At 73.4% G+C, this 23,153-nt stretch carries 20 protein-coding genes; 8 read left to right on the top strand and 12 right to left on the bottom strand.

The annotated features are described in order from the left end of the window. Nucleotides 1–179 precede the first annotated feature (179 nt). From OO68_RS39975 to OO68_RS39965, 3 genes are all read right to left on the bottom strand, one after another. On the bottom strand, nucleotides 180–977 hold the full coding sequence (locus OO68_RS39975) for a TIGR03943 family putative permease subunit (RefSeq protein ID WP_033314398.1): 798 nt from the start codon (nucleotides 975–977) through the stop codon (nucleotides 180–182). Continuing rightward, a complete protein-coding gene (locus tag OO68_RS39970; RefSeq protein WP_033314407.1) occupies nucleotides 974–1,996 on the bottom strand; it encodes a permease in 1,023 nt (340 codons plus the stop codon). Before OO68_RS39970 ends, OO68_RS39975 begins: the two co-directional genes overlap by 4 nt. Before the next feature lie 70 nt (nucleotides 1,997–2,066). After that, complete coding sequence (locus tag OO68_RS39965) at nucleotides 2,067–3,410, bottom strand: helix-turn-helix domain-containing protein (protein ID WP_033314397.1); 1,344 nt, start codon at nucleotides 3,408–3,410, stop codon at nucleotides 2,067–2,069. 134 nt (nucleotides 3,411–3,544) lie between these two features. Between OO68_RS39965 and OO68_RS47055 the strand changes: the two genes are divergently transcribed. Continuing rightward, nucleotides 3,545–3,715, top strand: coding sequence for a hypothetical protein (locus tag OO68_RS47055; protein WP_167345947.1), 171 nt, complete (start codon nucleotides 3,545–3,547; stop codon nucleotides 3,713–3,715). Between the two features lie 3 nt (nucleotides 3,716–3,718). Here the strand turns inward: OO68_RS47055 and OO68_RS39960 are convergent, their stop codons facing one another. The 5 genes from OO68_RS39960 to OO68_RS39940 all read right to left on the bottom strand — a co-directional run bounded on the left by OO68_RS39960 (nucleotide 3,719) and on the right by OO68_RS39940 (nucleotide 10,631). After that, nucleotides 3,719–5,119 carry an extracellular solute-binding protein gene (locus OO68_RS39960; protein ID WP_033314396.1) on the bottom strand — a complete coding sequence of 467 codons (1,401 nt, stop codon included), beginning with the start codon at nucleotides 5,117–5,119 and terminating at the stop codon, nucleotides 3,719–3,721. Beyond that, nucleotides 5,119–7,656, bottom strand: coding sequence for a VWA domain-containing protein (locus OO68_RS39955; RefSeq protein ID WP_033314395.1), 2,538 nt, complete (start codon nucleotides 7,654–7,656; stop codon nucleotides 5,119–5,121). The genes OO68_RS39960 and OO68_RS39955 overlap by 1 nt, the downstream gene beginning before the upstream one ends. Nucleotides 7,657–7,659: 3 nt before the next feature. After that, nucleotides 7,660–7,995 (bottom strand): effector-associated constant component EACC1, encoded by a 336-nt coding sequence (locus tag OO68_RS39950; protein ID WP_245237417.1) that lies wholly within the window; start codon nucleotides 7,993–7,995, stop codon nucleotides 7,660–7,662. A gap of 240 nt (nucleotides 7,996–8,235) precedes the next feature. Then, nucleotides 8,236–9,345, bottom strand: coding sequence for a serine/threonine-protein kinase (locus OO68_RS39945; protein WP_051815001.1), 1,110 nt, complete (start codon nucleotides 9,343–9,345; stop codon nucleotides 8,236–8,238). Between the two features lie 65 nt (nucleotides 9,346–9,410). After that, nucleotides 9,411–10,631, bottom strand: coding sequence for a PP2C family protein-serine/threonine phosphatase (locus tag OO68_RS39940; RefSeq protein ID WP_033314393.1), 1,221 nt, complete (start codon nucleotides 10,629–10,631; stop codon nucleotides 9,411–9,413). A 121-nt stretch (nucleotides 10,632–10,752) separates the two neighbouring features. On the opposite strand from OO68_RS39940, the gene OO68_RS39935 reads away from it, so the two are divergent. Both OO68_RS39935 and OO68_RS39930 read left to right on the top strand, forming a co-directional pair. Next, a complete protein-coding gene (locus tag OO68_RS39935; protein WP_033314392.1) occupies nucleotides 10,753–11,193 on the top strand; it encodes a hypothetical protein in 441 nt (146 codons plus the stop codon). Nucleotides 11,194–11,378: 185 nt separating this feature from the next. Then, a complete protein-coding gene (locus OO68_RS39930) occupies nucleotides 11,379–12,347 on the top strand; it encodes a hypothetical protein (RefSeq protein ID WP_051815000.1) in 969 nt (322 codons plus the stop codon). Here OO68_RS39930 and OO68_RS39925 read toward each other — a convergent pair. Then, entirely contained in the window at nucleotides 12,244–13,590 is a 1,347-nt protein-coding gene (locus tag OO68_RS39925; protein WP_033314391.1) for an aminotransferase-like domain-containing protein, read from the bottom strand. The two genes, OO68_RS39930 and OO68_RS39925, sit on opposite strands and share 104 nt — an antisense overlap. A 79-nt stretch (nucleotides 13,591–13,669) precedes the next feature. Here OO68_RS39925 and OO68_RS39920 point away from each other — a divergent pair, with 79 nt between their 5' ends. Together OO68_RS39920 and OO68_RS39915 are read left to right on the top strand one after the other, a co-directional pair. After that, entirely contained in the window at nucleotides 13,670–14,479 is an 810-nt protein-coding gene (locus tag OO68_RS39920; protein ID WP_033314390.1) for an alpha/beta fold hydrolase, read from the top strand. Nucleotides 14,480–14,522: 43 nt separating this feature from the next. Next, complete coding sequence (locus tag OO68_RS39915) at nucleotides 14,523–15,524, top strand: endonuclease/exonuclease/phosphatase family protein (protein WP_033314389.1); 1,002 nt, start codon at nucleotides 14,523–14,525, stop codon at nucleotides 15,522–15,524. A gap of 246 nt (nucleotides 15,525–15,770) precedes the next feature. Here the strand turns inward: OO68_RS39915 and OO68_RS39910 are convergent, their stop codons facing one another. Then, complete coding sequence (locus tag OO68_RS39910; protein ID WP_033314388.1) at nucleotides 15,771–17,861, bottom strand: PhoX family protein; 2,091 nt, start codon at nucleotides 17,859–17,861, stop codon at nucleotides 15,771–15,773. A 278-nt stretch (nucleotides 17,862–18,139) separates the two neighbouring features. Between OO68_RS39910 and OO68_RS39905 the strand changes: the two genes are divergently transcribed. The 3 genes from OO68_RS39905 (at nucleotide 18,140) to OO68_RS39895 (ending at nucleotide 22,791) form a co-directional block, all read left to right on the top strand. Then, complete coding sequence (locus OO68_RS39905; protein WP_033314387.1) at nucleotides 18,140–20,434, top strand: VWA domain-containing protein; 2,295 nt, start codon at nucleotides 18,140–18,142, stop codon at nucleotides 20,432–20,434. Between the two features lie 146 nt (nucleotides 20,435–20,580). After that, nucleotides 20,581–22,299, top strand: a complete 1,719-nt coding sequence (gene metG / locus OO68_RS39900) for a methionine--tRNA ligase (protein ID WP_033314386.1) — start codon at nucleotides 20,581–20,583, stop codon at nucleotides 22,297–22,299. A 126-nt stretch (nucleotides 22,300–22,425) separates the two neighbouring features. After that, entirely contained in the window at nucleotides 22,426–22,791 is a 366-nt protein-coding gene (locus OO68_RS39895; protein WP_030846758.1) for a PH domain-containing protein, read from the top strand. Between the two features lie 42 nt (nucleotides 22,792–22,833). On the opposite strand, the gene OO68_RS39890 is transcribed toward OO68_RS39895, so the two are convergent. Together OO68_RS39890 and OO68_RS39885 are read right to left on the bottom strand one after the other, a co-directional pair. After that, nucleotides 22,834–23,055 (bottom strand): DUF6086 family protein, encoded by a 222-nt coding sequence (locus OO68_RS39890; protein WP_329503581.1) that lies wholly within the window; start codon nucleotides 23,053–23,055, stop codon nucleotides 22,834–22,836. After that, a partial coding sequence (locus OO68_RS39885) for an integrase core domain-containing protein (protein ID WP_033312651.1) occupies nucleotides 23,055–23,153 on the bottom strand: 99 nt, incomplete at its 5' end. The genes OO68_RS39885 and OO68_RS39890, both read right to left, overlap by 1 nt.

Raw genomic sequence — 23,153 nt, 5'->3', positions numbered from 1 at the left:
CCGCGGCTTGTGTCGTCGCCGTTTCCGGGGCCGCCCCGCCGGTCGAACGGCCGGGCCGTCGTGCGACCGGTCTCCGCACCTGCCCGGATCGCCCCTTCAGGCCCTCCCGGAGGTGCCCCGACTACCCGTGGCGGAAGGGCCGAAACCCCTGAGCGGGGCGCTCGCCCGGGGGTACGGCCTCAGCGTTTCTCGTACGGGCTGTCCGGCTGCGGCACCTGCCGCACGGTGCGGGCGTCGACGACCGGTGGCCATGCGGCGTCCGCGCCGAGCCCGCCCTCGGGGTGCCACGTACCGGTGACCGTCACCCACGTGTCGACCGGCGGGGCCTGCGCGCCGCGCACCTCGGCCTTGGCGGTCGTGGCGTCGGCGGCGCAGCAGGAGACGAGGAGGCGGGTGACGTACCAGGTGCCCCCGCCGCCCCGGGTGACGAAGCCGGTGAGCCGGACCGTACGGCCCTGGAGGGAGCGGCCGCTGTCGTAGACCGCCCGGGAGCCGAACTCCCCGAGGGTGAGGTCGACCGGGTTCCCGGACGGCAGGGCCGCGAAGGTGCCGACGCCCCGGGCGGCACGCTGCGCCGCCTCGCGCTCCGCGCTGTAGGAGCCGAGGGCGGGCGGCGGGAACAGCAGGAGGGCCAGGGCGGGGAACGTGAGGAACCAGGCGACCCGGGGCCCGCCGGGGCCGTGACCGTGCCCTGCGTGGCCTTCGTCGTCCCCGTCTCCGTGCCCTGCGTGGCCTTCGTCGTCCCCGTCTCCGTGCCCTGCGTGGCCTTCGTCGTCCCCGTCTCCGGGCTCCTCGTCCGCCCTGTTCGTCACCACCGCCACCGCCACGCCCAGCAGCACCAGCGCCGCCCCGGACACCACCAGGTACGGCCGCAGCCCCGCCTGCACGTAGCGCAGGTAGAGGTCGCTGAAGAGGGACACGCGCAGGATCGCCGTGCCCACGAGCGCGAGCAGCGCCGCCGGTCCGTAGCGCCTCACAGCAGCCACCACCCCACCAGGACGCTGCTCGTCACGGCGACCACCCAGGTAGCCGCCGAGAACCGCACCGCGAAGACCCTGCCGAACGTGCCCGTCTGCAGCGCGATCAGCTTCAGGTCGACCATCGGCCCGACCACCATGAACGCCAGGCGCGCGGTCGGGGAGAAGCCGCTCAGCGATGCCGCCACGAAGGCGTCGGCCTCGCTGCACACGCACAGCACGACCGCGAGCAGGGCGAGCAGCAGCACCGACAGCCAGGCGGACCCGGTGAACACCTCCAGCAGCGACCGCGGCACGACGATGTCGAAGGTCGCCGCGGCCGCCGCCCCGACGACGAGGAAGCCGCCCGCGTGCAGGAAGTCGTGCTGCAGCCCGGAGACGAAGGCGCGCGGGCCGCCGCCCGGGGCCCGCCCGCCGCTCCGCTTCGGCAGCCGCAGCCACTCCTCCCGCCCGAACCGGGCCCACAGCCAGCCCATCACCACGGCCGTGCCGAGCGAGGCGAGCAGCCGGCCGAGGACCATCTCCGGCTGCCCCGGGAAGGCGATCGAGGTCGCCACCAGGACCACGGGGTTGATCGCGGGCGCCGACAGCAGGAAGGCGAGCGCGGCCGCCGGCACGACACCCCGCCGCATCAGGCTTCCCGCCACCGGCACGGACGCGCACTCGCAGCCGGGCAGCACGACCCCGGCGGCCCCGGCGACCGGTACGGCGAGCACCGTGCGGCGGGGCAGCAACCGCTGGAAGACCCGCTCGGGCACGAACGCCCCGATCGCCGCCGACACGAGCGTGCCCAGCAGCAGGAACGGCACGCCCTGCACGGTGATGGCGGTGAACACCGTCCACCAGGCCGCGACCGGCGGAGTGTAGAGGTCGAGCGCCAGCACGGGCCCGAGCACCGACGCCACCGTCGCGATGGCGAGCAGCGCGGCACCGCCGAGGACGGCGTACACCAGGGCCCGCAGGCCCAGCCGTATGCCGTCGGCCGCCGTCCGTCGGCTCTCCGTCCGTTGGTTCTCCACGCGCCCGCCCCGGTCGTTCACATCCCGGGTGGGAGGCTAACCCGCACGGCCGTGCGAGGGCCCTGCTTTCTCAGAGAGGGGGCTGTGCGGGCGCGGGCCCGAGGGTGGTGGTGCCGGGGGCCGTGCGGTGCCCGAGGCCCGTCCGGTAGGCGTCCAGGGCGGCCTCCACCCGCCCGGTCCGCCGCAGCAGGTCGCCCAGCAGCCGGCACAGGTCGGCCAGGTCACCGGCGGCACCGGCCCGCTCCAGCAGGCTCAGGGCGCGGACGTAGTGCTCCTCGGCCTCCTCCGTGCGGCGGGCGTCCTCGGCGATGATGCCGAGCAGCCGGTGCGCCGCGGCGGAGTGGACGGCGCCGCGCTCGGGCGACAGGTGCCCGAGGACGTCGTGCAGCAGGGCCGCCGCCTCGTCGGACCTGCCCCGCCGGTGCAGCACGTCGGCCAGCTCGACGGCGACCTGGCTGCTGTAGAGCGCGGCGCGCTTGGCCGACAGCATGCCGAGGGCCTCCCGCAGCTCGGCCTCCGCCCGCTCCAGCTGCCCGTCCTGGGCGTAGACGTAGCCGCGCATCCAGTGGCAGTTGGCGAGTTCGGTGCGGATCTGCAGGCCCCGGTACAGCTCGGCGGCCTTGGCCAGGGAGGCGTCGGCCTCGGCGAGACGGCCCTCGGCGACCAGGGTGCGGGCGACGGACCGGTGCATGCGGGCGACCAGGGCGGGGTCGCCGGACTGCGGGGCGAGGGCCAGGGCGAACTCGGCGGCCTGGGCGGCCCGGGCGTGCGCGCCCATGTCCATGTACGGGCCGATGGCGCTGGCGTAGAGCAGCAGCAGGGCGTCCGGGTCGTGCAGGCCGCCGCGGTTCAGTTCGTCGAGGGCCGTCTCCAGCAGGTAGACGGCGTAGCGGAGTTCACCGGCGAGGTAGTGCGCGACGGCCCGGCCGCGCAGGGCCGGGACACGGGCGGGCAGCGGCGCGCCGGCCAGGCACTCCTCGGCCTGCTCGAAGTACTGCCGGCCCGCCACGAGCTCGCCCGTCTCCAGGGCGCACTCACCGAGGCCGAGCAGGGCGGCGGACCGCTCCGCGGCCAGAGCGTGCGTCTCCGCCTCGGCGAGCAGCCCGGCGTACTGCCCGGCCGCCGCCTCCGTCTCCCCGACGGCGAGGGTCCGCTGGGCCTCGGTCAGCCGCAGCCGCAGCTCGGTCACGAGCCGCGCGGAGTGGCCGCTGGCCAGCTCGTCGAAGGCGACGCCGAGCCGGTCCGCGAGGTGCCGCAGGGCGTCGTCGGAGGGGCGTACCCGGCCCGACTCCAGGGTGGAGATGTAGGCCGGTGTGTACACGGGTTCCGCCAACTGGCGCTGGGTCAGCCCGCGTTCCACACGCAACCGTTGCACCCGGCGCCCGATGGTCCCCGGATCGTCACGCTCCCCCACGCCAACTCCCCTTGCCCCTCTTGCCGTTCGACCTGAACTGCCCCTAGGTTAAACGGAGTGTTAAGCCAGGTTGTTGAATTCGTTTAACACACTGCCGCCGTAGTCGCCGCCCCAGTTGCGAGGTCGCCGTGCCGATGCGCACACGCACCGCCGAGCGGTACGCCAGAGGCTTCACCGCCGCCGTGGTCGCCGTCACGACGCTGCTGCTGGCGGCGAACGCGGGACCGGCCAGAGCCGTGGAAGCCCAGCAGGCCCCCCAGACGGTCAATGCGGAGCCGCACCTGGTGCAGCGCTACGTCAGCTGAACTTCACTGGTTGGACAAGACCTTGCGCAATGCCTCGTGCAAGCGCTTCGCCAACTCCGCGTCCGTCGGCGGGTCCGCCTCTGCCCTTGGGCCGTACAGGGCGTCCAGTTCGGTGATGAGGGTTTGGGTGACCGCGCCGTACAGGGGCGTGCGCGGGCGGTGGACCGCCTTGCGCAGGGCCGGCAGCAGGATGGCGCGGGAGTAGCTGAGTCCTCCTGCGAGCTGGTCGGGCGCCGTATGCGCGGCGCTCTCCCCCGTCGGGGACGCCGAGGGGCCCTCGGCGTACGCGCGAGCGTGCCGGCATTCCGGGGCGGTGCCCGCCACCTGGTAGGCGGAGACGCGGGTCGCGGCGAACCCTGCGCGCAGCAGGCAGCGTTCGCTGTCGGGGTCGGTGAGGAACGCGATCAGCTCGGCGGCCTTCGCGGCCCGCCGCTCGGACGTGGACGAGGTGACGGCCAGGTTCTGGCCGCCGAGCACGGCCTTGCCGGGCAGCCGGGCCACCCCGAGGTCCCCCTTGAAGGCCTCGTACAAGGTCGGGTAGACGTACGGCCAGTGCCGCAGGAATGTCGTCCGGCCCTCCGCGAAGGCGCTGAGCGATTCGGCCTCGCGGGACGTGGAGGCCTCCTTGAGGGTGTACGGCGACACCGTGCGCTCGCGGAGTTCGGTCACGCCGGCCGTCAGCTGGTCCTCGTCGGCTGCGTACCGCCCGTCCGCGTCGGTCAGTTCGAAGCCGGGTACGGCCGAGGCGAACGCCTCGATCGCGTTGACCGTCCGGCCCTCGTAGGCGGCGAGCTGGGTGGTCCAGTCCGCCTGGGTGCCGCCGTTCACCGCGTCGAACATGCGCCGCAGCTGGTCCCAGGTCATCTCGTCGTCGCCGAGGTCGGTCCGGGAGACACCGGCCTTTCGCAGATGTTCCTTGCGGTAGTACAGCAGGCCGGCGTCGCTGTTGAAGGGGACCGCGTACCGCTTGCCGTCCCAGTACGAGGTGCTGTCGACGGAGGGGATGATGTCGTCGGGCGCCCTGACGGCCGCGTCGCTCAGCGGGCGGATCAGGCCCGCGGCGGCGAACTCGGGGACCCAGGTGACGTCCAGGTTCACCACGTCGTAGTCGGCGCTGCCCGACTGGAGGGCGCCGAGCAGCTGGCTGCGCTGCTGGTCGGCGGAGCCGGGCAGTTCCACCAGGCGGGCCTCGTAGCCCTGCGGCCCCTCCTCGGCGTTCCAGGCGTCGATGAGCTGCTGCCGTATGCCGTTCTTGCCGGTGACGTCCTGGCCGCTGGCCACCACGATCCGGCGGCTGTCGTCGGCCGTCGCCGTCGGCTCGTCCCGCACGTCACCGCCGGTGCAGGCGGTCAGGGCCAGCAGGGACAGCACCGCCAGTGCGGCGGCCGGCAGGCGTCGGGCCATCATTCCTCCCCCGTTCCGGTGCGGGCGACCTCGTCGCGCAGCGCGGGCACGAGGTCGTCCCCGGCGTCCAGGCAGCGGCCCTGGGCGGCCTCCGCGACGCGCGTGCCGGGACGGTCCCGGTCGCAGCCCCCGCTGTTGAGCGTCACCATGACCACGGGCACCCCCGATGCGCGTGCCCGCTTCTCCACCTCGCTGAGGCGGGCGCCGGTCAGGCGCTCGTCGTCCTCGCCGTCGGTGAGGTACACGATCAGCTGCGGTCGCTCGTCGGAGGCACCGCGCTCCCGCAAGAAGGCCAGCGCTTCCAGCAGGGCGGCGCCCGGATCGGCTTCCGCGTCCCGCACTTCGGCGCCTCCGTTGCCGGGCTTGAGGGCCTTCTCCGCCTGCGCTCGGGAGTGCGTGCCGAAGTCCAGCAGTTCGGTGTGCGTGCGGCCCTTGAGGCCGTGCACCGCCCACACCCCGAACTCGTCCCCCGGGCCGAGTCCCTTCAGCGTCTGCCGGAGGATGCCGGGGCCGCCGCTGGTGCCGTCCCACAGGCCGGCCATCGAGCCGGAGCTGTCGAGGAGGTACAGCACCCGACCGGGTCCGTGCGCGTTGCCGTACCGCTCCAGTGTCCTGTCCAGCTGTGTGGCGTCGGCGGAGTCCGCCGGCGGAACGGAAGGGGTCATCCCGTACTCGGCCGCCTTCCCGCCCAGCAGGCCACGCTCGCCCGTGGCGGACCTGAACCCGTGCTCGCCGAGCACCTTCCGGCCGCCCTCGCCCGTCAGCCAGTCGCGGAACCGGTCCACCTCGTCGTCCCGCGCCTGCGCGTCCTGGTCACCGCCCTCCCAGCGCACCCGCACGAACGTCGGTTCCAGACCGGGTACGTCGTCGGGATAGACAGCGGTGCGCTCGGCGCGGATGACCGAGTGGCAGCCGACACCACTCCTGAGCAGGAACTCCGGGACCAGGGCCGCGCTGCGGTCGTCCGCGGCGTCGTCCTCGGGCAGCGTGCACAGCAGCCTGACGGCCGAGGACTCGGGCCGCCCGGCCCGGGCGATCCGCTGCTCGGCGCCTCGCACATCGGACCCGTCGCCGTACAGCCCCACCGTCGCCAGCAGCGCCGAGTCGCTGAACTCGGGGTCGGGCCTGCGCACTTCGGCCTTGGGTTCTGCCTCCTTGAGGGCGTCGACCAGCTCCGTCAGCGACCGCCGGGTGGGCGGCAGGCCGGCCTCGAGGTCCTTCGGGACGGCCAGTACGACCGGCGAGTACGCGAGCGGCTCGGCGTCCGGCTCCAGCCGGGCGAAGACGCGTTCCAACTGCGCTTCGGTGACCCGGCCGACGTCCGCGCGAGTGGCGGGGATCCACACGTCCGGCTGCGGTCCGATGTCCCGCTGCGGGTTGACGTCCTCACGCGGCTGCTGCCACGGGTCGGAACGCTCACCCAGGGCGGTCACCACGTGGGCGGCACCCGCGCTGTAGACGGTGACGCCGCTGCGCCGGCAGCCCTCGCCGGTGGTGTTGGCGTCCGACGTGACGTAGGCGTCCGCGGACGCCCGCACCGCCGGCTCCAGGTCCGGGTCGGTGAGGACGCGCACTTCCAGGGCCGGTGCGCAGGGTCCGGAGTCGCCGGTCAGGGCCAGGATGCCGTAGCCGCCGGCGCCGGTGGCCAGCACGGCGAGCAGAGCCGCCAGCGCGGTACGGCCGGAGCGGGCGAAGGTCTTCCGGACGCGGTCGAGCAGAGGCCTGAGCCACGGGAACCGGCCGCCGGGCGCGGGCTCGGGCGGCTCCACCGCGATCCCCGGCCCCGCCGCGAGCAGGACGTCCGCCTCCCGTTTCCAGGGGGGAGCGAGCGCCTGCGGCCGCTGCGGGTCGTCGTCCTCCGCCCGGTAGTTCGCCGCCGCCATCCGCTCCTTCACCCTGGTGTACAGCTCGGAGAGCCACACCTCGCCGCCCTCGTCGAGGACGTGCGCGACTTCGCGGGTGAACGGTGTCGCCGCGTCGGCGTCCCCGCCCAGGATGCAGCGGTTGGGCTGCACGCTCATCAGCAGCAGGATCTTGTGCTTCTTGCGCTTCGGGTCGTCGAAGCGGTGCCAGATCCCCGCCGCGTTGCCGGCGTAGCAGCAGTCGAGGATCACCACCACCTGCTCGGCGTTGCTCTCGGCGAGCTCGCCGAGCACCTCGCTGAAGGTCACCGAGCCGGGCAGCCCGTTGCCCGTGAGCACCCGCGCGGTGCGCATCTGCAAGTGCAGTTCGCTGCCGGAGGTGGAGGTGACGGCGTGCCCGGCGAAGTAGAACAGCAGCAGCCCTCTGGCCTCGTGGCAGACGCGGCGCAGCTCGCGCGTGAAGTCGTCCGGGGCCGGTGAGGCCAGGGCCCGCACCTCGCCCGCGCCGAACACCCCGCCCCGGCGCAGCGCGTCCTCCAGTCTCGTCCGGTTGTGCCGCACGGCCGGGAGCTGACCGCTCACGCCCTGGGGGTGGTCCGATGCCGTGTGGTCGTACTCGGACACACCGGCCAGCAGCGCCCGGTTCACCTTGCCGCGCGGGTCGAAGCGGCTCACCGCCTACTCCCCGTCGGGGTCCAGTGGGCGGATCTGCGGCTCGGGATCGCCGCCCTGCAGCCTGCTCCGGTTGTTCGTCCAGGTCTTCACCGCGCGGGCGGTGTACTCGGTCAGGGCCGCGACCGTGACGACATCGCCGAGGATCGTCAGCACGAGTTGCAGATCGGGCCCGAGCCGCCCCGGGGCCCCGTCCGTGCCGGACTGTTCCTCGATGCGCAAGTGCCGCCGCGAGAGCAGCGCCTCCAGCGGCTCTTCGCGCTCCAGCCACGTCTTCAGAGCTCTGACGTCGTCCGCGGTCGCGTTGCCGCCCAGCCGGACGCGCACGCCTAAGACAGCCACTCGGTCCCCCTCTGTCATACCCGACATCATGACACCGGGGCAGGCTCGGCGGCAGACCTGTGACGTGACCTGCGAAAGCGGTTGCACGCCCCCTTCACGCCACGCGCACACGGCGCACGCGGCTCAGGCCCGGGTCTGCAACTGCTCCCCGGCGCCGCACATGGTCCATGCCTTCACGCCGCCCCGGCACCCGTCCGCGCAACTCGCGGCCGCCGGCCCGGCACAGGCGCCCCTCACTATTCACGTAGGCCGGGTGAACGCCGCCCCGTCCGAGATTCGTGTCCCGGTTCCGGCGGGCGTCTGCAACTGCCGCAGCTGGCGCTGCACATGGTCCAGCGCGCCTTCGCGCCGCCCGGGCACCCGTCCGCGCAACGCGGCGAGCGCGGCGCCCAGTTCGCGGGCGGGAGCGGTGTCGCGGACCTGGCCCCACTGGTGGTGCGCCCGGTCCACGGCGGCCTCGACGGCGGGGGCGTCCGGGGCCTGCCCGGCGTTCAGGCGGGCGGTGGCGATCATCAGCCAGGTGCGGCAGCTGCGGGCGGCGTCCCCGGCGAACATCGCCAGGTCGGCCCGCACTTCGGCCCAGTGCAGGGCCTCTTCGGACGCGGGCCCGTGCGCGGTGACGGCGAGCTGCTCGTGCCGGGCGGCGAGCGCGTCGGCTTCCGGGTGCCGGCCGGACTGGACGGCTGCGGTGATGACGGCGTGCGGATCCCCGACCGCCGGGCCCGGCGTGCTCAGCACCAGGTCCGTGCCCGCGCTCTCCGGCGCGATCCGGGTCAGCGCCTGCTGGTGCAACTGCTCGGCGGGCGGCCGGAACCCGCTGCGCAGGATCGTCGCGACGGCCTTCATGTACGCCGGCTGCGCGACCGTGCGTCTGGACGGCGGTGGCGCGATACGGCCGTGCACGGCGTTGCCGCGCCCCGAGTCCAGCGGGGTGCTCCGCAGCAGCTCCCAGGTCTCGGCGTCGGCGTGCAGGTCGAGCAGGAGAGTCGTGGCGTCGGCGGGCCTGAGCCGCAGCTCCTCCCGGAACCAGTGCCAGGGGAAGGCGGTGTAGCGGGCGGTGGAGGCGGTGGTGCGGGCCAGCGCGAGGTGGGGCAGGCGCTGCCGGCGGTCCAGCTGGAGCTGGCCGGTGACGTACACGGTGAGGGGGCCGGGGGCCGCGGCGGCGGCGCGCAGCCGGGTGAGGACGGCCTGCGGCTCCAGCGGGTCGGCGAGTTCGACGACGTTCGCGGTGTCGGTGCCGGACAGCACCGCGGGCGCCACGGCGGCGAGGACGGGGAGCACGGAGGCGGCGTCCACCAGGCGCCCCTTGCCCACCGGCGAGGCCGCCAGCAGCAGCACGGTTCCGGGCATCTCCGCACCCCCTGTGTCGATCACGTACGCCAGCACCGTAGCCGCTGCGGCTGCAAAGGGGGGTCTCAGGACCGCAAACGTCCGCCTTCGGGGGCTTCGCCCCCCGGCCTGCGGTGGGCCGGAGCCCTGCGGACGGCGAACACGGTCGTGTCGTCGGCCAGGTGCCCGCCGCCGTGCCGCAGTGTGCCGTCCCGTACGAAGGCGGCCAGGCGGGCCGGTTCGGCGACGCCCGGGTCCTCGGCGACGGCCCGGGACACCTCGTCGGCGAGCGGGTAGAAGGACCCGGCGCCGTCCCGGGCCTCGGTCACGCCGTCCGTCACCAGCAGCACCGTCTCGTCGCCGCAGACGTGCCACCGCCGGATCCCGGGCGGCCCGGGCGCCAGCTCCCGGCAGCCGAGCGGCAGTCCGGCCCCGGCCGACAGGGTGCGCACCCCGCCGGACCCCACGGCGAGCGGCGGCTCGTGCCCGAACAGCAGGACGTCGACCGCCTGCCGTTCATCGTCGGGGAAGGCGAGCAGGACGGCCGTGGCGAACCGGTCGCCGTCCGAGCGGCCCAGGGCGACGGTGTGCCCGCGGTGCCGGATCATCCGCGTCTCCAGCCGCTCGGCGACGGTCGCCAGGTCCGCCTCGTGGTAGGCGGCCTCGCGGAACGTGCCGAGCAGCGCGGCCGCCGCCTCCACCGCGCCCAGGCCCTTGCCCTGCACGTCGCCGACGAGGACGCGGGTGCCGTGCGGGCCGGGCTGGATGTCGTAGAAGTCGCCGCCGACGCGGGCGTGGGCGTCGGCGGTGAGGTAGACGCCGGCGTGGTCGAGGCCTCCCCAGCCCGGCGGCAGCGGGCGCAGCACGGTACGGCGGACGGTGTCGGTGACGTCCCTCATGTGCAGCGCCCGGTGCTCGTCGCGCACCCGGATCGCGCAGGCCAGGACGGCGAGGATGCCGCCCAGGGCGACCAGGACGAAGTCGCCGCGGCCGGCCCGGTACTCGTGCGGCCAGGCACTGTCGGCGACGACGTACGTCACCAGGGAGACGACCGCGAACAGGGCCGTGCCCCACACCCCGCAGAGCGCGGCCGCGATGCCCGGCACCAGCACGATCCAGGAGATCATGCGGAACTCGCCGATGGTGTGGTAGTCGGCCACCGCGATGGCGACGAGCAGCAGCAGCGGCGGCACCCAGGCCACGCTGCGGCCCCGCACCCGCAGCAGTTCCTGCCGCCGCACGACATCCCGGCCCCCGGCCCGGGCGTGCCGGACGAGCGGGCCCTGCCCCCTGCCGTGGCGGCTCACCGCCCCAGCGAAGCACGGGGCCCCAGCGGCCGCATCCCGTTCGGGCCCCTCCGCCGACTTGCCACCGGCTGCCCGCCGGTGTGCCCTGGTTCCAGGGGCAGGGACAGAGAGGAGAGCTGTCATGGCTCATGCGGCACCCGCCTCACGCAGGATGATCACGCAGCGCCGGAGGCCCGACGTGTTCGGCCCGCGGGTCCACGCCGCCGTGAAGGTCGGCCTGCCCGTGGTGCTCGGGCTGGTCTACGGCTTCTGGGCCGCGGCCAACCAGCGTCACGGCGGGCCCATCACCGGCTGGAACCTGCTGTTCGGCTTCGTCACGGCGCTCGTGTTCGCCGTGCTCTTCGCCGCCGTGTGCGCGCTGGCCCCGCGGCTGCCGCGCGAGCTGCACGCGCTGTGCTGGTTCGTCTTCTCGGGCTGCGCGGTCGGCTTCCTCTACAGCCAGACCGGCGCCTCCGTGTTCAGCTCCAGCGGCCTCGGGCTGCTGGTGGGGGCGGCCGTCCTCGCGATGGTGTTCTACCGCTACTACACGCACGAGGACGCCGAGGGCCGTCGGATCGGCTGACGGGCCGGCTGACGGACCGGCCGACGGATCACCTGGCGGGGATCAGGACACCCGTTCGGGTGAGTCCGCCGCAGGGCCCGTGACGGCCGCTTCCCGCAGGTGGAGTGCGCTGCGGCACGAGCGCCGCGCGACCGGACGCCGTCGCAGCGCTCGCGGGCCGGGCCCGGGGCGCCTTGCCTGGAAGGGTGTCCGAGCGCGACCGGGCGCCCGTAGCCGAGAAGGCGCCCCCACGATCGCGGAACGTCCTGTCGGCCGTTCTGCTCACCCTGGCCTGCCTGCTCGTGCCGTTCGGGGCGCTGGCGTCCTGGGCGGCCCACGGGCTCACCGACACCGGCCGCTGGGTCCGGACGATGGCACCGCTCGCCGCCGACCCGGACGTGCGGGGCGCGGTCGCCCGGGCCGTCGGGGACGGCGTCCTGCGGGAGGCCGCGCCCGCGGCCGGCTCAGGCCCGCTGCGCGGGGAGCTCGGCCCGTTCGTGCACGACGCGGCGCGCTCCTTCACCCGCACCGAGGCGTACCGAACCGCCTGGGACGCGGCGAACGAGGCCGTGCACGACGCGGTGCTGCGCGCCCTGCGCGACGACGGCGCCCGCGGAGCCCCGGTCACCGTCGACGCCGCACCCGTCATCGTCCGCGTCAAACAGCAACTCTCCGACGACCACGTGCCGTTCGCCCATCGCATCCCGGTCACGCACGCGCGGATCCCGGTGCTGCCGGCCGAGGACGTGGACCGACTGCGCAAGGGGTACCACGTGCTGGACACCGCCGCCCTCTGGCTGCCGCCGGCCGCCGCCGTCCTCGCGGTCGCCGGGATCGCCGTCGCCGTGTGCCGCCGCCGCGCGGTCACCGCCCTCGCCCTGGGCACGGCCCTGGGCGGCGCGCTGCTGCTCCTCGCCGTCGCGATCGGCCGCCGCCTCACCCTGGCCGACCTGCCCGACGCCCTCCACCGCCCGGCCGCGGGCGCGGTCTACGACGCGCTGACGGCCACCCTGCGCACGGTGTCCTGGCTGCTGTGCGCGGTGGGCCTGACGGTGGCGGCCGGTGCCTGGGTCACGGGCCGGTACGGTCCCCGGCTCGCCGCGCGGCGACGTGCGCGAGGGTCCGCAGCGCCCGTCGCAGATCCGGTTCCGTCGCCGACGCGAGCCCGAGCCTGACGGCGTCGGGCGTGTGCCCGGGGGCGACGGCGAAGGCGGGGCCGGGCGTGACGGCGATGCCGTGCGCGGCGGCGGCGGCCGTGAAGGTGTCCGCGCGCCACGGGGCGGGCAGCTCCCACCAGGCGAAGTAGGCCCCCGGATCGGACCGCACGGTGAAGCCCGCCAGTTCCTCGGCGAGGATCCGCTGCCGCCGTACCGCGTCCGCCCGCTTGGCCGCCACCAGCCGCGCCACCGTCCCCTCCCCGGTCCACCGCACGGCCGCCTCCAGCGCGAACCGCCCCGCGCTCCACCCGCCCGAGCGCACGGCATCGCCCACCGCGGCGACCCGGTGCGGCGGCACGACGAGGAACCCGGCGGTGAGCCCCGGGGCGACCCGCTTGGAGAGCCCGTCGACGACGTGGGTGAGGGCCGGGGCGTGCACGGCGAGCGGATCACCGGGCTCCCGGAGGAAGGACCAGATGCGGTCCTCCACGACCGGCAGGTTCAAGTCGTGAACCAGCTGGGCGAGTTGCAGCAGCCTCGGCCGGGTCGTCGTCAGGGACGTGGGGTTGTGCAGGGTCGGCTGCACGTAGAGGGCGGACAGCGGCGCCGAACGGTGCGCGGCCGCCACGGCCTCCGGGATCAGCCCGGACGCGTCCCCGGCCAGCGGCACCAGCGTGATGCCGAGCCGCGCGGCGATCTCCTTGACCAGCGGATACGTCAGCTGCTCCACCCCTACCCGGCCGCCCGGCCGGACCAGCGAGGCCAGCACGGCGGCGATGGCCTGCCGGGCGTTGCCGGTGAACAGCAGCCGCTCCGGGGCGGGACGCCAGCCGGGGGTGGTGAGCAGCGCGGCCGCGGCCTCCCGGGCGGCCCCGGTGCCGGTGGCGGCGGCCGGTAACAGCGCCTCGGCCAGCACGTCGGGGCGCAGCAGCGGAGCAAGGACGGGGGCGAGCAGCTCCGGCTGGCCGGGCGCCACGGGGTAGTTGAGCTCCAGGTTCACGGGCGCGGCGGCCGGACCGGGCTCGGTGAGCGCCTGCCCCGCCGGGCCGTCCGGAGCGGCCCGTACGAAGGTGCCGCGCCCGACCTCCCCGACGACCAGCCCGCGCCGCACGAGTTCGCCGTAGACCCGCCCGGCCGTGGACGGGGCGATGCCCCGCCGGCGTGCGAACGCCCGCTGCGGCGGCAGCCGTTGGCCGGGCCGCAGCCGGCCGGTGGCGATGTCGTCGGCGATGCGGTCGGCGATGCGCCGGTAGTCACTCATCGGCCGGTCTCCCCCTTGGATTGCACCGAGAGCAAAGATCTTATTGCACCGAGTAGTTGGGCGGCCTAGGGTCGACGCCATGGCACCCTTCCTCGCATACGAGGACAAAGGCCCCGATACGCATCGGATCCCCCTGGTCCTCGTCCACGGCCATCCCTTCGACCGCACGATGTGGGCCCCGCAGCTCGCGCGCTTCCCGGGTACCCGCCGTGTCATCGCCCCCGACCTGCGCGGCTACGGCGCCTCCCCCACGACCCCGGCGGTGACGGACTTCTCGGACTTCGCCCGGGACGTCGAGGCCCTGCTGGACGGGCTGAACGTGGAGTCGTTCGTCCTCGCGGGCCTGTCGATGGGCGGGCAGATCGTCATGGACTGCTACCGCCTGTTCCCCGAGCGCGTCCGCGGCCTGGTCCTCGCGGACACCTTCCCGTCCGCGGAGACCCCCGAGGGCGTGCGCACCCGCGACGCCATGGCGGACCGGCTCCTCACCGAGGGCATGCGCGGCTACGCCGACGAGGTCCTGGAGCGGATGGTCGCCCCGTACGCGTCCGCCGAGGTCAAGGCGCACGTCCACGGCATGATGACCGCCACCGCCCCCGAGGGCGCCGCCGCGGCCCTGCGCGCCCGCGCCCGCCGCCCCGACTACGGCCCCCTGCTGCCGCGCGTCTCCGTCCCGGCCCTGGTCGTCGTGGGAGCCGACGACACCTTCACGCCCGTCTCCGACGCCCTGGCTCTGCACGCGGCCCTCCCGGACGCGGAGCTGCACATCGTCGACGGCGCGGCCCATATGCCCAACCTGGAACGCCCGGAGGTGTTCGACGCCGCGCTGGAGGAGTTCCTGGCCCGGGTGGACGCCCGGCAACCTTCCTCCGCCCCGCCTCGTCTTTGAGGGAGGATTCGGGCATTCACCCCGCGAACGGAAGGCCGGGCCTTTGGACACCGCCGCTGCCGAGTGGACCGCCAGGGACGACGGGCGGGAGCACCGTCCGCCCGGACGGCGGCCCGGCGCCTGGTGTGCCGCCCTGCTGTTCGCCGGAGTGAGCGTGGTCGTCGGCTTCCGGACCGCGGACAGCGACGGCATCACCCCCGTCCCGCAGCTCCTCGCCTTCCTCCCCTGGCTGCTCGTCCCCACCGCCGTGGCGCTGTTGCTCACGCTGCTGTCCCGCTGGTGGCCCGGGGCGGTCTGGGGCGTCGTCCTGCTCGGCCTGCTGGCCTGGTTCATCGAGCCGTACGGCAAGGTCGGCGATCCCGTGGGCCGCCCGGTGGCCGACCTGCGCGTGCTGACCTCCAACGTCGAGTTCGGCCAGGGCACAGCCTCCCTCGTCACCGCCGTCCGACGCGAGAAACCGGACGTGGTCTTCGTGGAGGAGTGCGACTACGCGTGCGACGCCCTGCTGAAGCGGGACCTCTCGGCGGACTACCCGCACCGCCGGGCCGTGGAGGGCGGCGGCTCCGAGGGCTCCGTCATCCTCAGCCGCTTCCCGCTCCGGCCCACCGGGGGCGTACCCGGCACGATGGGCATGCCCGGGGCGGTCGCCGACGTGGACGGGCACGCCGTACGGCTCCAGCTCGCCCACCCGATGCCCCCGCTGCCCGGGCAGGTGGACCTCTGGCGCCGGGAGCTCGCCGCCCTGCGCGAGGCGGCCACCGCCGACCCGGGCACCCCCCTCGTCCTGGCCGGGGACTTCAACGCCTCCCAGGACCACGCGGCCTTCCGCCGCATCCTCGACACCGGCCTGAGCGACGCCTCCCGGCTGGACGGAGCCGACCGCACGGCCACCTGGCCGGCCCGGACGGCACCCACGCTCGGCGTGCAGATCGACCACGTCCTGGTCTCGGAGGACTTCGGCGCGAGCCGCACCCGCATCCTGGACCTGGCCGACACCGACCACCGGGCGGTCATCACGGACCTCACACTCCACGAGGGCAGCTGACCGCCCCCGTCCGTACACACGGATACGGCCGCCCCGCACCGCGGGACGGCCGTATCCGCATGGGGTATCAACGGGCCGACTGACATCTCCCGCGCTGGAGGAGGCGTACGGGGAGGTGGCGCGGCAGGCACCGGCGTACCGGGAGTGGCCGGAGCGGGAACGGCCGGCACCCGAAGGGGCCCTCTCCGACCCCCGAGCCCGGCCCTTCCTTGAAGCTCGGCCGCCGGGTCGCCTTCGCCGGACGGCTCAGACGCCGATGTCGCCCCCGTCGGCACGCCACACGGCCACGACGGCCGGGCGGACGTAGGTCCCGGGACCGTCGGGCCAGGTGCTGGCGGGCTTCTCCACGGACGCGCCGTCGATCTCGCCCGGGTGCTGCACGGCGACCAGGACCCGCCGGTCCTGGATGATCGGGCCGCAGGTCTCGGCGCCCTTCGGCACGGTCAGGAACTGCTTGAGCTCACCGCGCCGCTCACCCCGGGTCGCCACACCGAACAGGCCGTCGTGCGAGCCGAGCTGAGCACCGTCGGTGGAGATCCACAGGTTGCCGTAGGGGTCGAAGGCCACGTTGTCCGGGCAGGAGATCTGGCTGACGGCGTCCTTCGGGAACCCGGCGAAGTAGGTCGCCGGGTCGTCCGGGTCACCGGCGACCAGGAACAGCGACCAGGCGAACCGGGTGCTCTCGGGCCGGTTCCAGCGCTCGGTGAGCTCCAGCACGTGCCCGTGCTTGTTGGCGTTGCGCGGGTTGGCCTCGTCGGCCTTGGCGTTGGAGCCGACGCCCCGGTTGCTGTTGTTGGTGAGGGCGACGTACACCTTGCCGGTCACCGGGTTCGGCTCGATGTCCTCGGGCCGGTCCATCTTGGTGGCGCCCACCTTGTCACCGGCGAGCCGCGTGAAGACGAACACCTCCTCGGCGCTCATCCCGTCCACGTGCGAGACGGCGCCCTTCGCGGTGGCGGTGGCCAGCGGGATCCACTCGCCGCTCCCGTCGAACTCGCCGTCGTTCGGGAGCTTGCCCGTGCCGTCGATCTCGATGGCGGGGGAGTCGCCGGTGAGCTTGGCGACGTACAGCGTGCCCTCGTCGAGGAGGGAGAGGTTGTGCTCGCGCACGGACCGCGACGAACCGTGCCGCATCCGCTTGCTGCCGACGAACTTGTAGAAGTAGTCGAAGCGCTCGTCGTCACCGGAGTACACGACCGGACGGCCGTCGCGGGTGAGCCGCACGGTCGCGGCCTCGTGCTTGAACCGTCCGAGAGCGGTGTGCTTGCGGGGCGTGGAGGTGGGGTCGTACGGATCGAACTCCACGACGTACCCGAACCGGTGCACCTCGTTCGGCTCCCGGGCGACGTCGAACCGCTGGTCGAACCGTTCCCACTTCCGCTCGCTGGCCCCGGTCCCGATCCCGTACCGCTTGTCGGTCGCCCGGCTGCTGTTGGCGAAATACTGGTTGAAGTTCTCCTCGCCGTGCAGGGTCGTGCCCCACGGGGTGACACCGCCGGAGCAGTTGTTGAGGGTGCCGAGCACCTTGGTGCCGGTCGGGTCGGCGGAGGTCTTCACGAGCTCGGACCCGGCGACGGGCCCGGTGAGCCGGAACTCGGTGGTGGCGGTGACGCGCCGGTTCAGCTCGTGCCGGGAGACGGCGGTGAGCTTGCCGCTCTTGCGGTCCCCCTCCACCACGACGGCGGACAGCCCGTGCGCCGCCCAGGCGATCTCGGCCTGCTCGCGGGTCGGGTTGGCGGCGTCGTAGCCGCGGAACATCAGGATCTCGTCGGTGTACTCGTGGTTGGCGACGAGCAGCTGCCGGTTGCGCTCCCCGGGCAACGGCAGCAGGGCGAGGAAGTCGCAGTTGTACCCGAACTGCCCGGCCTGCGCCTTCGCGGTCTGCTTCTCCGGGTCGAAGGCGGGCGCACCGCGCAAAATGGGCTCGCCCCAGCGGATGACGACGTTCTGCTTGTACCCCTCCGGCACGGTCACCGCGTCGGCGGTGTTCGGCGCCACGGGCGCGAAGCGCAGCCCGCGCGCGCCCTTGGGCTTGCGCCGGGCGGCCTCGGAGGCGGCAGCGGCGGACGGGGCGGCGGCCGGGGCGGCGGCTGCCCGCGGAGCCTGCGCGACACCGGCACCCGCTCCCGCGGCGGCCACGGTCACCACGGCCGCGGCCCGCATCATCGACCGGCGGCCGATCGCACCGGCGATCACGTCACCGACGTACTCGTTGGAGCTGGTGTTGGGCACCTCGTGGAAGCAGGCGTCACCACACCGGAAACGACAGGTCATGGCGGACCGGCCGCCGGGGTGCGAACCGGACGGCGTTCCGATCAACGGCAGCAGCTTGCGCACTTTGCTCTCTCCTTGGATGCCCTTGGTGTCAGCGTGACCGTAGGGGCACATATGCGCGAGAGCCGGGCGCCCTGGTGAACAACGGATGAACCCCCGGCCGCCGTACGGGGGTTGCGTCGATTCAGCCCGGCGACACCTGCACCGGCCGGATGTCTCCTTGACAGGGTCGACCTGGCACGACAGACCCTGCCCAAGATCACACAGGAGGGCCGCTAACCTTACGTGTCCGTCCTGGCCAGGGATTGACGGCTTCAACTCACGCGAAGGGTTGCGCGCACATGGGCATTCTCACTCGGTTGCGGAACGCGTTCGGTCGGTCCCGCAAGTCACGGACCGCCGAGGCGGAGGGTGCGGCGCGGACGACGACCGCCGTTGAGACCAGCGGTTCCGAGGACCGGACCGGCGGCGACACGCTCGCACCTGCCGACCAGACCCCGGCAGCAACCCCCGCCACGGACCCGAAGGTCCCGTCCCCCTCCCCGGAACCGAACCCCACACCCAAGGCCGGCGTCCCCGAGCCCCGCACGTCGTCCTCCGACTCCGACGAACACGATCTGGTGTCGGCGGCCTTCGACAACGTGACGGTCCCGAGGCCGACGCGCTCGGCGGAGGGCGAGCGGGCGAGTGGTGAAGGGCGGGGGGTTGCGGAGGAGCCGGGTGCGGCGGAGGGGCCGGCGGGTGCCGTGCCGGCTGTCGAGGAGCCGGGGACTGCGGAGGAGCCGGCCGTCGCGGAGGAGGCGACGGCGGCGAAGGCGGAGACCGAGACCGAAGCCGAAAGCAAGGCCAAGGCCGAGGCGGCTTCGGCGGAGACGTCCTCCGCGGCCGCTCCGAAGACGGAGAAGCCGGAGTCGACGACCCCGGAGAAGCCCGAGGACAACCCGGCGGCGGACGACGAGGCTCAGCCGGAGCCCGCGACGACGACGGACACGAAGGCAGCGGCCGACGCTGACACGCAGCCTGAGGCGGAAGCAAAGGCGAACGCTGCGGCCACGGCCGACGCACCTGCGGAAGCGAAGGCTGCGGCCAAGGCCGACGCACCTGCGGGAGCGGACGCGAAGCCGGAAGCCGGGCCCGCGCCGGAGGCAGCGGAAGAGGCCTCCGCGGCGACGACGGCGACGGATTCGAAGCCGGCAGCCGAGGCGACGCCCGAACCGAAGCCCGAGGCCGAGCCGACGGCCGAAGCCGAGCCGACGGCCGAAGCCGAGCCCAAGGCCGCCGCAAAGCCGCAGGCCGAGCCCAAGGCGAAGCGAAAGGCCACGCCGAAGGCGGAAACGAAGCCCGAGACGGCCCCTGAGGCCGAGGCCACCGCGGTACCCGCCGAAGAGGCACCCGCCGAGGCGAAGACTGAACCCGAGCCGAAGACTGAACCCGAGCCGAAGACCGAAGCCAAGCCGAAGACTGAGGCCAAGCCGAAGGCCGAAGCCAAGCCCAAGGCGGAGCCCGGTCCGCAGACCGAAGCCAAGCCGAAGACCGAGCCCGAGGCGAAGGCGGAGCCCGAGCCCAAGGCCGAGGCGGAGCCCGAGCCCGAGCCCGAGCCCAAGGCCGAGCCCGAGCCCAACGCCGAGCCCAAGGCCGAGGCGGAGCCCGAGCCCAACGCCGAGCCCAAGGCCGAGGCGGAGCCCGACCCCAACGCCGAGCCCAAGGCCGAGGCGGAGCCCGACCCCAACGCCGAGCCCAAGGCCAAGGCCGCACAGGAGCCCGCGGTCGAGCCCAAGGCCGAGCCCAAGACCGCACGGAAGACCAAGGCGCAGGCCAAGCCGAAGGCCGAGGCCGAGGCGGCGACCGAGCCCGCGGCCGCCGACGGCGACCCGGCCCCGCAGGGGCCACCCGCACCCGACGACGAAAGCAGCACGGGTGGTGCGGGTGGGAACAACAAGACGGCCGAAGGCGAAGCCGAGGGTGACGGCCCCGCCCTCCCCCTCACCCGCGTAAAGACCCGCGCCCCCGGCCTCACCACCGCCTACAAGGCCGCCACAACCACCCTCGACCGAAACAACCTCACCGGCACCCGCGCCAAGGTCTACCTCGTCCTCGACCGCTCCGCCTCCATGCGCCCGTACTACAAGGACGGCTCCGCCCAGGCCCTCGCCGAGCAGACCCTCGCCCTCGCGGCGCACCTCGACCCCGAGGCAACCGTCCCGGTCGTCTTCTTCTCCACCGAACTCGACGGCACCGGCGAGATCACCCTCACCGACCACGAGAACAAGATCGACGACCTGCACGCGAGCCTCGGCCGCATGGGCCGCACCAGCTACCACGCAGCGGTGGAAGCCGTCCTCGCCCACCACGACAAGACGGCGGCAGCCCCCGGCACTCCCGCCCTGGTGGTCTTCCAGACCGACGGCGCCCCGGACGCGAAGACCCCCGCCACCCAGGCCCTCACCGACGCCGCCAAGACCCACCCCGCCGTCTTCTTCTCCTTCGTCGCCTTCGGAGACCCGGAGAACAAGGCCTTCGACTACCTCCGCAAGCTCAAGACCCCCAACACGTCCCACTTCCTCGCCGGTGAAACCCCCCGCGAGCTCACGGACAAGGAGCTCTACGAGGGCGTACTGGCGAACTGGCGCCCGTAGCCACCCACCGCTCACGACGCCGCCCGCTCCCCACCCTGCAAAAGGGGAGGCGGGCGGCGTACCCGTGTCGGCTACGATTTCAAGGTTCGTAGACGACCGAGACCACGAGATCGTCACCCCGCGTAGCGACTTGGGAGCAGCCCGCGATGGCTCGACACCTCATCACCAGCGCCCTTCCGTACATCAACGGGATCAAGCACCTGGGCAACATGGTGGGGTCCATGCTCCCGGCCGACGTGTACTCCCGGTACCTCCGCCAGCGGGGCCACGAGGTCCTCTACATCTGCGCGACGGACGAGCACGGCACCCCCGCGGAACTCGCGGCCAAGGAGCAGGGCATCCCGGTGGACGCGTTCTGCACGGACGCGCACCACCAGCAGAAGGCGATCTACGACGGCTTCAGCCTGGCCTTCGACTACTTCGGCCGCAGCTCCTCCCCGCAGAACCACGAGATCACGCAGGAGATCGCCCGCGAGCTGAAGGCGAACGGCTTCATCGAGGAGCGCGCGATCCGCCAGGTGTACTCGAACGCCGACGGCCGCTTCCTGCCCGACCGCTACATCATCGGCACCTGCCCGCACTGCGGCTACGACAAGGCCCGCGGCGACCAGTGCGAGAACTGCACGCGCGTCCTGGACCCGACGGACCTGATCGACGCCCGCTCCGCGATCAGTGGCAGCAGCGACCTGGAGATCCGCGAGACCAAGCACCTCTTCCTGCTCCAGTCGGCGCTGGCCGGCGAGGTGGAGGCGTGGGTCGACGAGCGCGCCGACAACTGGCCCGTCCTCGCCTCCTCCATCGCCCGCAAGTGGCTCACCGAGGGCCTGCACGACCGGGCGATCACCCGCGACCTGGACTGGGGCGTCCCGGTCCCGGCCGACACCTGGCCCGACCTCGCCGCCGAGGGCAAGGTCTTCTACGTCTGGTTCGACGCCCCGATCGAGTACATCGGCGCGACGAAGGAGTGGGCGGACCAGGACCCGGAGAACCGCGACTGGCGCTCCTGGTGGTGGGAGTCGGACGCGAACGTCCACTACACGCAGTTCATGGGCAAGGACAACGTGCCCTTCCACAGCGTGATGTTCCCGGCGACCCTGCTGGGCACCCGCGCCCCGTGGAAGAAGGTCGACGTCATCAAGGCCTTCAACTGGCTGAACTACTACGGCGGCAAGTTCTCCACGTCCCAGCGCCGGGGCGTCTTCACGCACGACGCCCTCGACATCCTGCCGGCCGACTACTGGCGCTACTTCATGATGGCGAACGCCCCGGAGTCGGACGACTCGTCCTTCACCTGGGAGCACTTCACCGCCACGGTGAACAAGGACCTGGCCGACACCCTCGGCAACTTCGTCAACCGCGTCCTGTCCTTCTCCAAGAAGCGCTTCGGTGAAGAGGTCCCGGCGGGCGCCGAGCCCGGCGAGGCGGAGGCGAAGCTGGGCGAGGAGATCGCCCGTCTGCTCGCGGAGTACGAATCGCAGATGGAAGCCATCCAGTTCCGCAAGGCGGCGGCCGCGCTGCGCGCCCTGTGGTCGGCGGGCAACTCCTACCTGGAGGAGAAGGCCCCCTGGCTGGAGATCAAGACCAACCCGGAGGGCGCGGCGCTCACCCTCCGTACGGCGATGAACCTCATCCACCTCTACGCCGTGGTCTCCGAGCCGTTCATCCCGACGTCGGCGCGGAAGATGCGCGAGGCGTTCTCCCTGAAGGACGACACCGCGCTCTGGGTCACCGCGGACGAGGCCCGCTCCCTCACCGCCGTCCCGGCCGGCACGCCCTTCACCATCCCCCCGGTCCTGTTCGCCAAGCTCACGGACGAGGACCTGGAGTCGTACAAGGAGCGCTTCGGCGGCGAACCGGCCGCGTAACGGGCGTAACGCGCTCGCTACAGCAGGGGGCCCGGGAGAGCGAGAGCCTTCTCCCGGGCCCCGCGCTTTGCGAAGATCCCCTCAGGACGGCCACGAAGGCCGCCCCGACTCGACCAGGGGGAACACATGGCACTCTTCGGCAACGCACACACCGTGAACCCGCAGTCGGCCCAGCAGGACTACGCCCGCCTCCTCGGCCACGGCGAGCAGGTCCACGCCGCGTTCCTGCTGATCCGCGACACGATCCTCTTCACCGACCGCCGCCTGATCCTGATCGACAAGCAGGGCATCACCGGCAAGAAGGTCGAGTACCACTCGGTCCCGTACCGCAGCATCACCCACTTCGCAGTGGAAACGGCCGGCACCTTCGACCTCGACGCCGAGCTGAAGATCTGGATCTCCGGCACCCCGACCCCCATCGAGAAGACCTTCACCAAGGGCGTCGACATCTACGAGGTCCAGGCGATCCTGACCCAGTTCGTGGCGCGGTAGAGGAAAACGGCACCCATCGGTTCTCGTTGCACGCTGCTCCGGTCAGCGGGGCATACGACGACTCAGCTCCCGTGCCTTCTCACGCAGTCCCGCCCCCCAGGCGCCACCTTCCGCTGCGGTGGACATCCCTGTGGAGGCCGAGACCTGCACGTCTTCGAGCGGGCCGTCCGGGGCGGCGCCGAGGTGCGCCCAGTCGATCGTGATCCCGGCGCGTTCTGCGAGGACCAGCACCGTGGCGGTGAAACCGTCGGAGAGGGCCAGCACTAGGTGTGCTGTTCGGGCAGGTTGGTGACGCGGCTGGCTGGCGTTTGGCCGCCGATTCCGGTGTGGGGTCGGTGGTAGTTGTACCAGTCCAGCCAGTC

The organism is Streptomyces iakyrus, from assembly GCF_000717055.1.
Lineage (GTDB): Bacteria > Actinomycetota > Actinomycetes > Streptomycetales > Streptomycetaceae > Streptomyces > Streptomyces iakyrus.
This window is presented reverse-complemented; position numbering and strand designations above follow the sequence as displayed.

Bases quoted from the DNA above. Each gene is read 5' to 3' on its own strand.
- OO68_RS47055 (WP_167345947.1), top strand. From the start codon at position 3,545: ATGCGCACACGCACCGCCGAGCGGTACGCCAGAGGCTTCACCGCCGCC.
- OO68_RS39960 (WP_033314396.1), bottom strand. From the start codon at position 5,119: ATGGCCCGACGCCTGCCGGCCGCCGCACTGGCGGTGCTGTCCCTGCTG.
- OO68_RS39945 (WP_051815001.1), bottom strand. From the start codon at position 9,345: ATGCCCGGAACCGTGCTGCTGCTGGCGGCCTCGCCGGTGGGCAAGGGG.
- OO68_RS39935 (WP_033314392.1), top strand. From the start codon at position 10,753: ATGGCTCATGCGGCACCCGCCTCACGCAGGATGATCACGCAGCGCCGG.
- OO68_RS39925 (WP_033314391.1), bottom strand. From the start codon at position 13,590: ATGAGTGACTACCGGCGCATCGCCGACCGCATCGCCGACGACATCGCC.
- OO68_RS39920 (WP_033314390.1), top strand. From the start codon at position 13,670: ATGGCACCCTTCCTCGCATACGAGGACAAAGGCCCCGATACGCATCGG.
- OO68_RS39905 (WP_033314387.1), top strand. From the start codon at position 18,140: ATGGGCATTCTCACTCGGTTGCGGAACGCGTTCGGTCGGTCCCGCAAG.
- metG (WP_033314386.1), top strand. From the start codon at position 20,581: ATGGCTCGACACCTCATCACCAGCGCCCTTCCGTACATCAACGGGATC.
- OO68_RS39895 (WP_030846758.1), top strand. From the start codon at position 22,426: ATGGCACTCTTCGGCAACGCACACACCGTGAACCCGCAGTCGGCCCAG.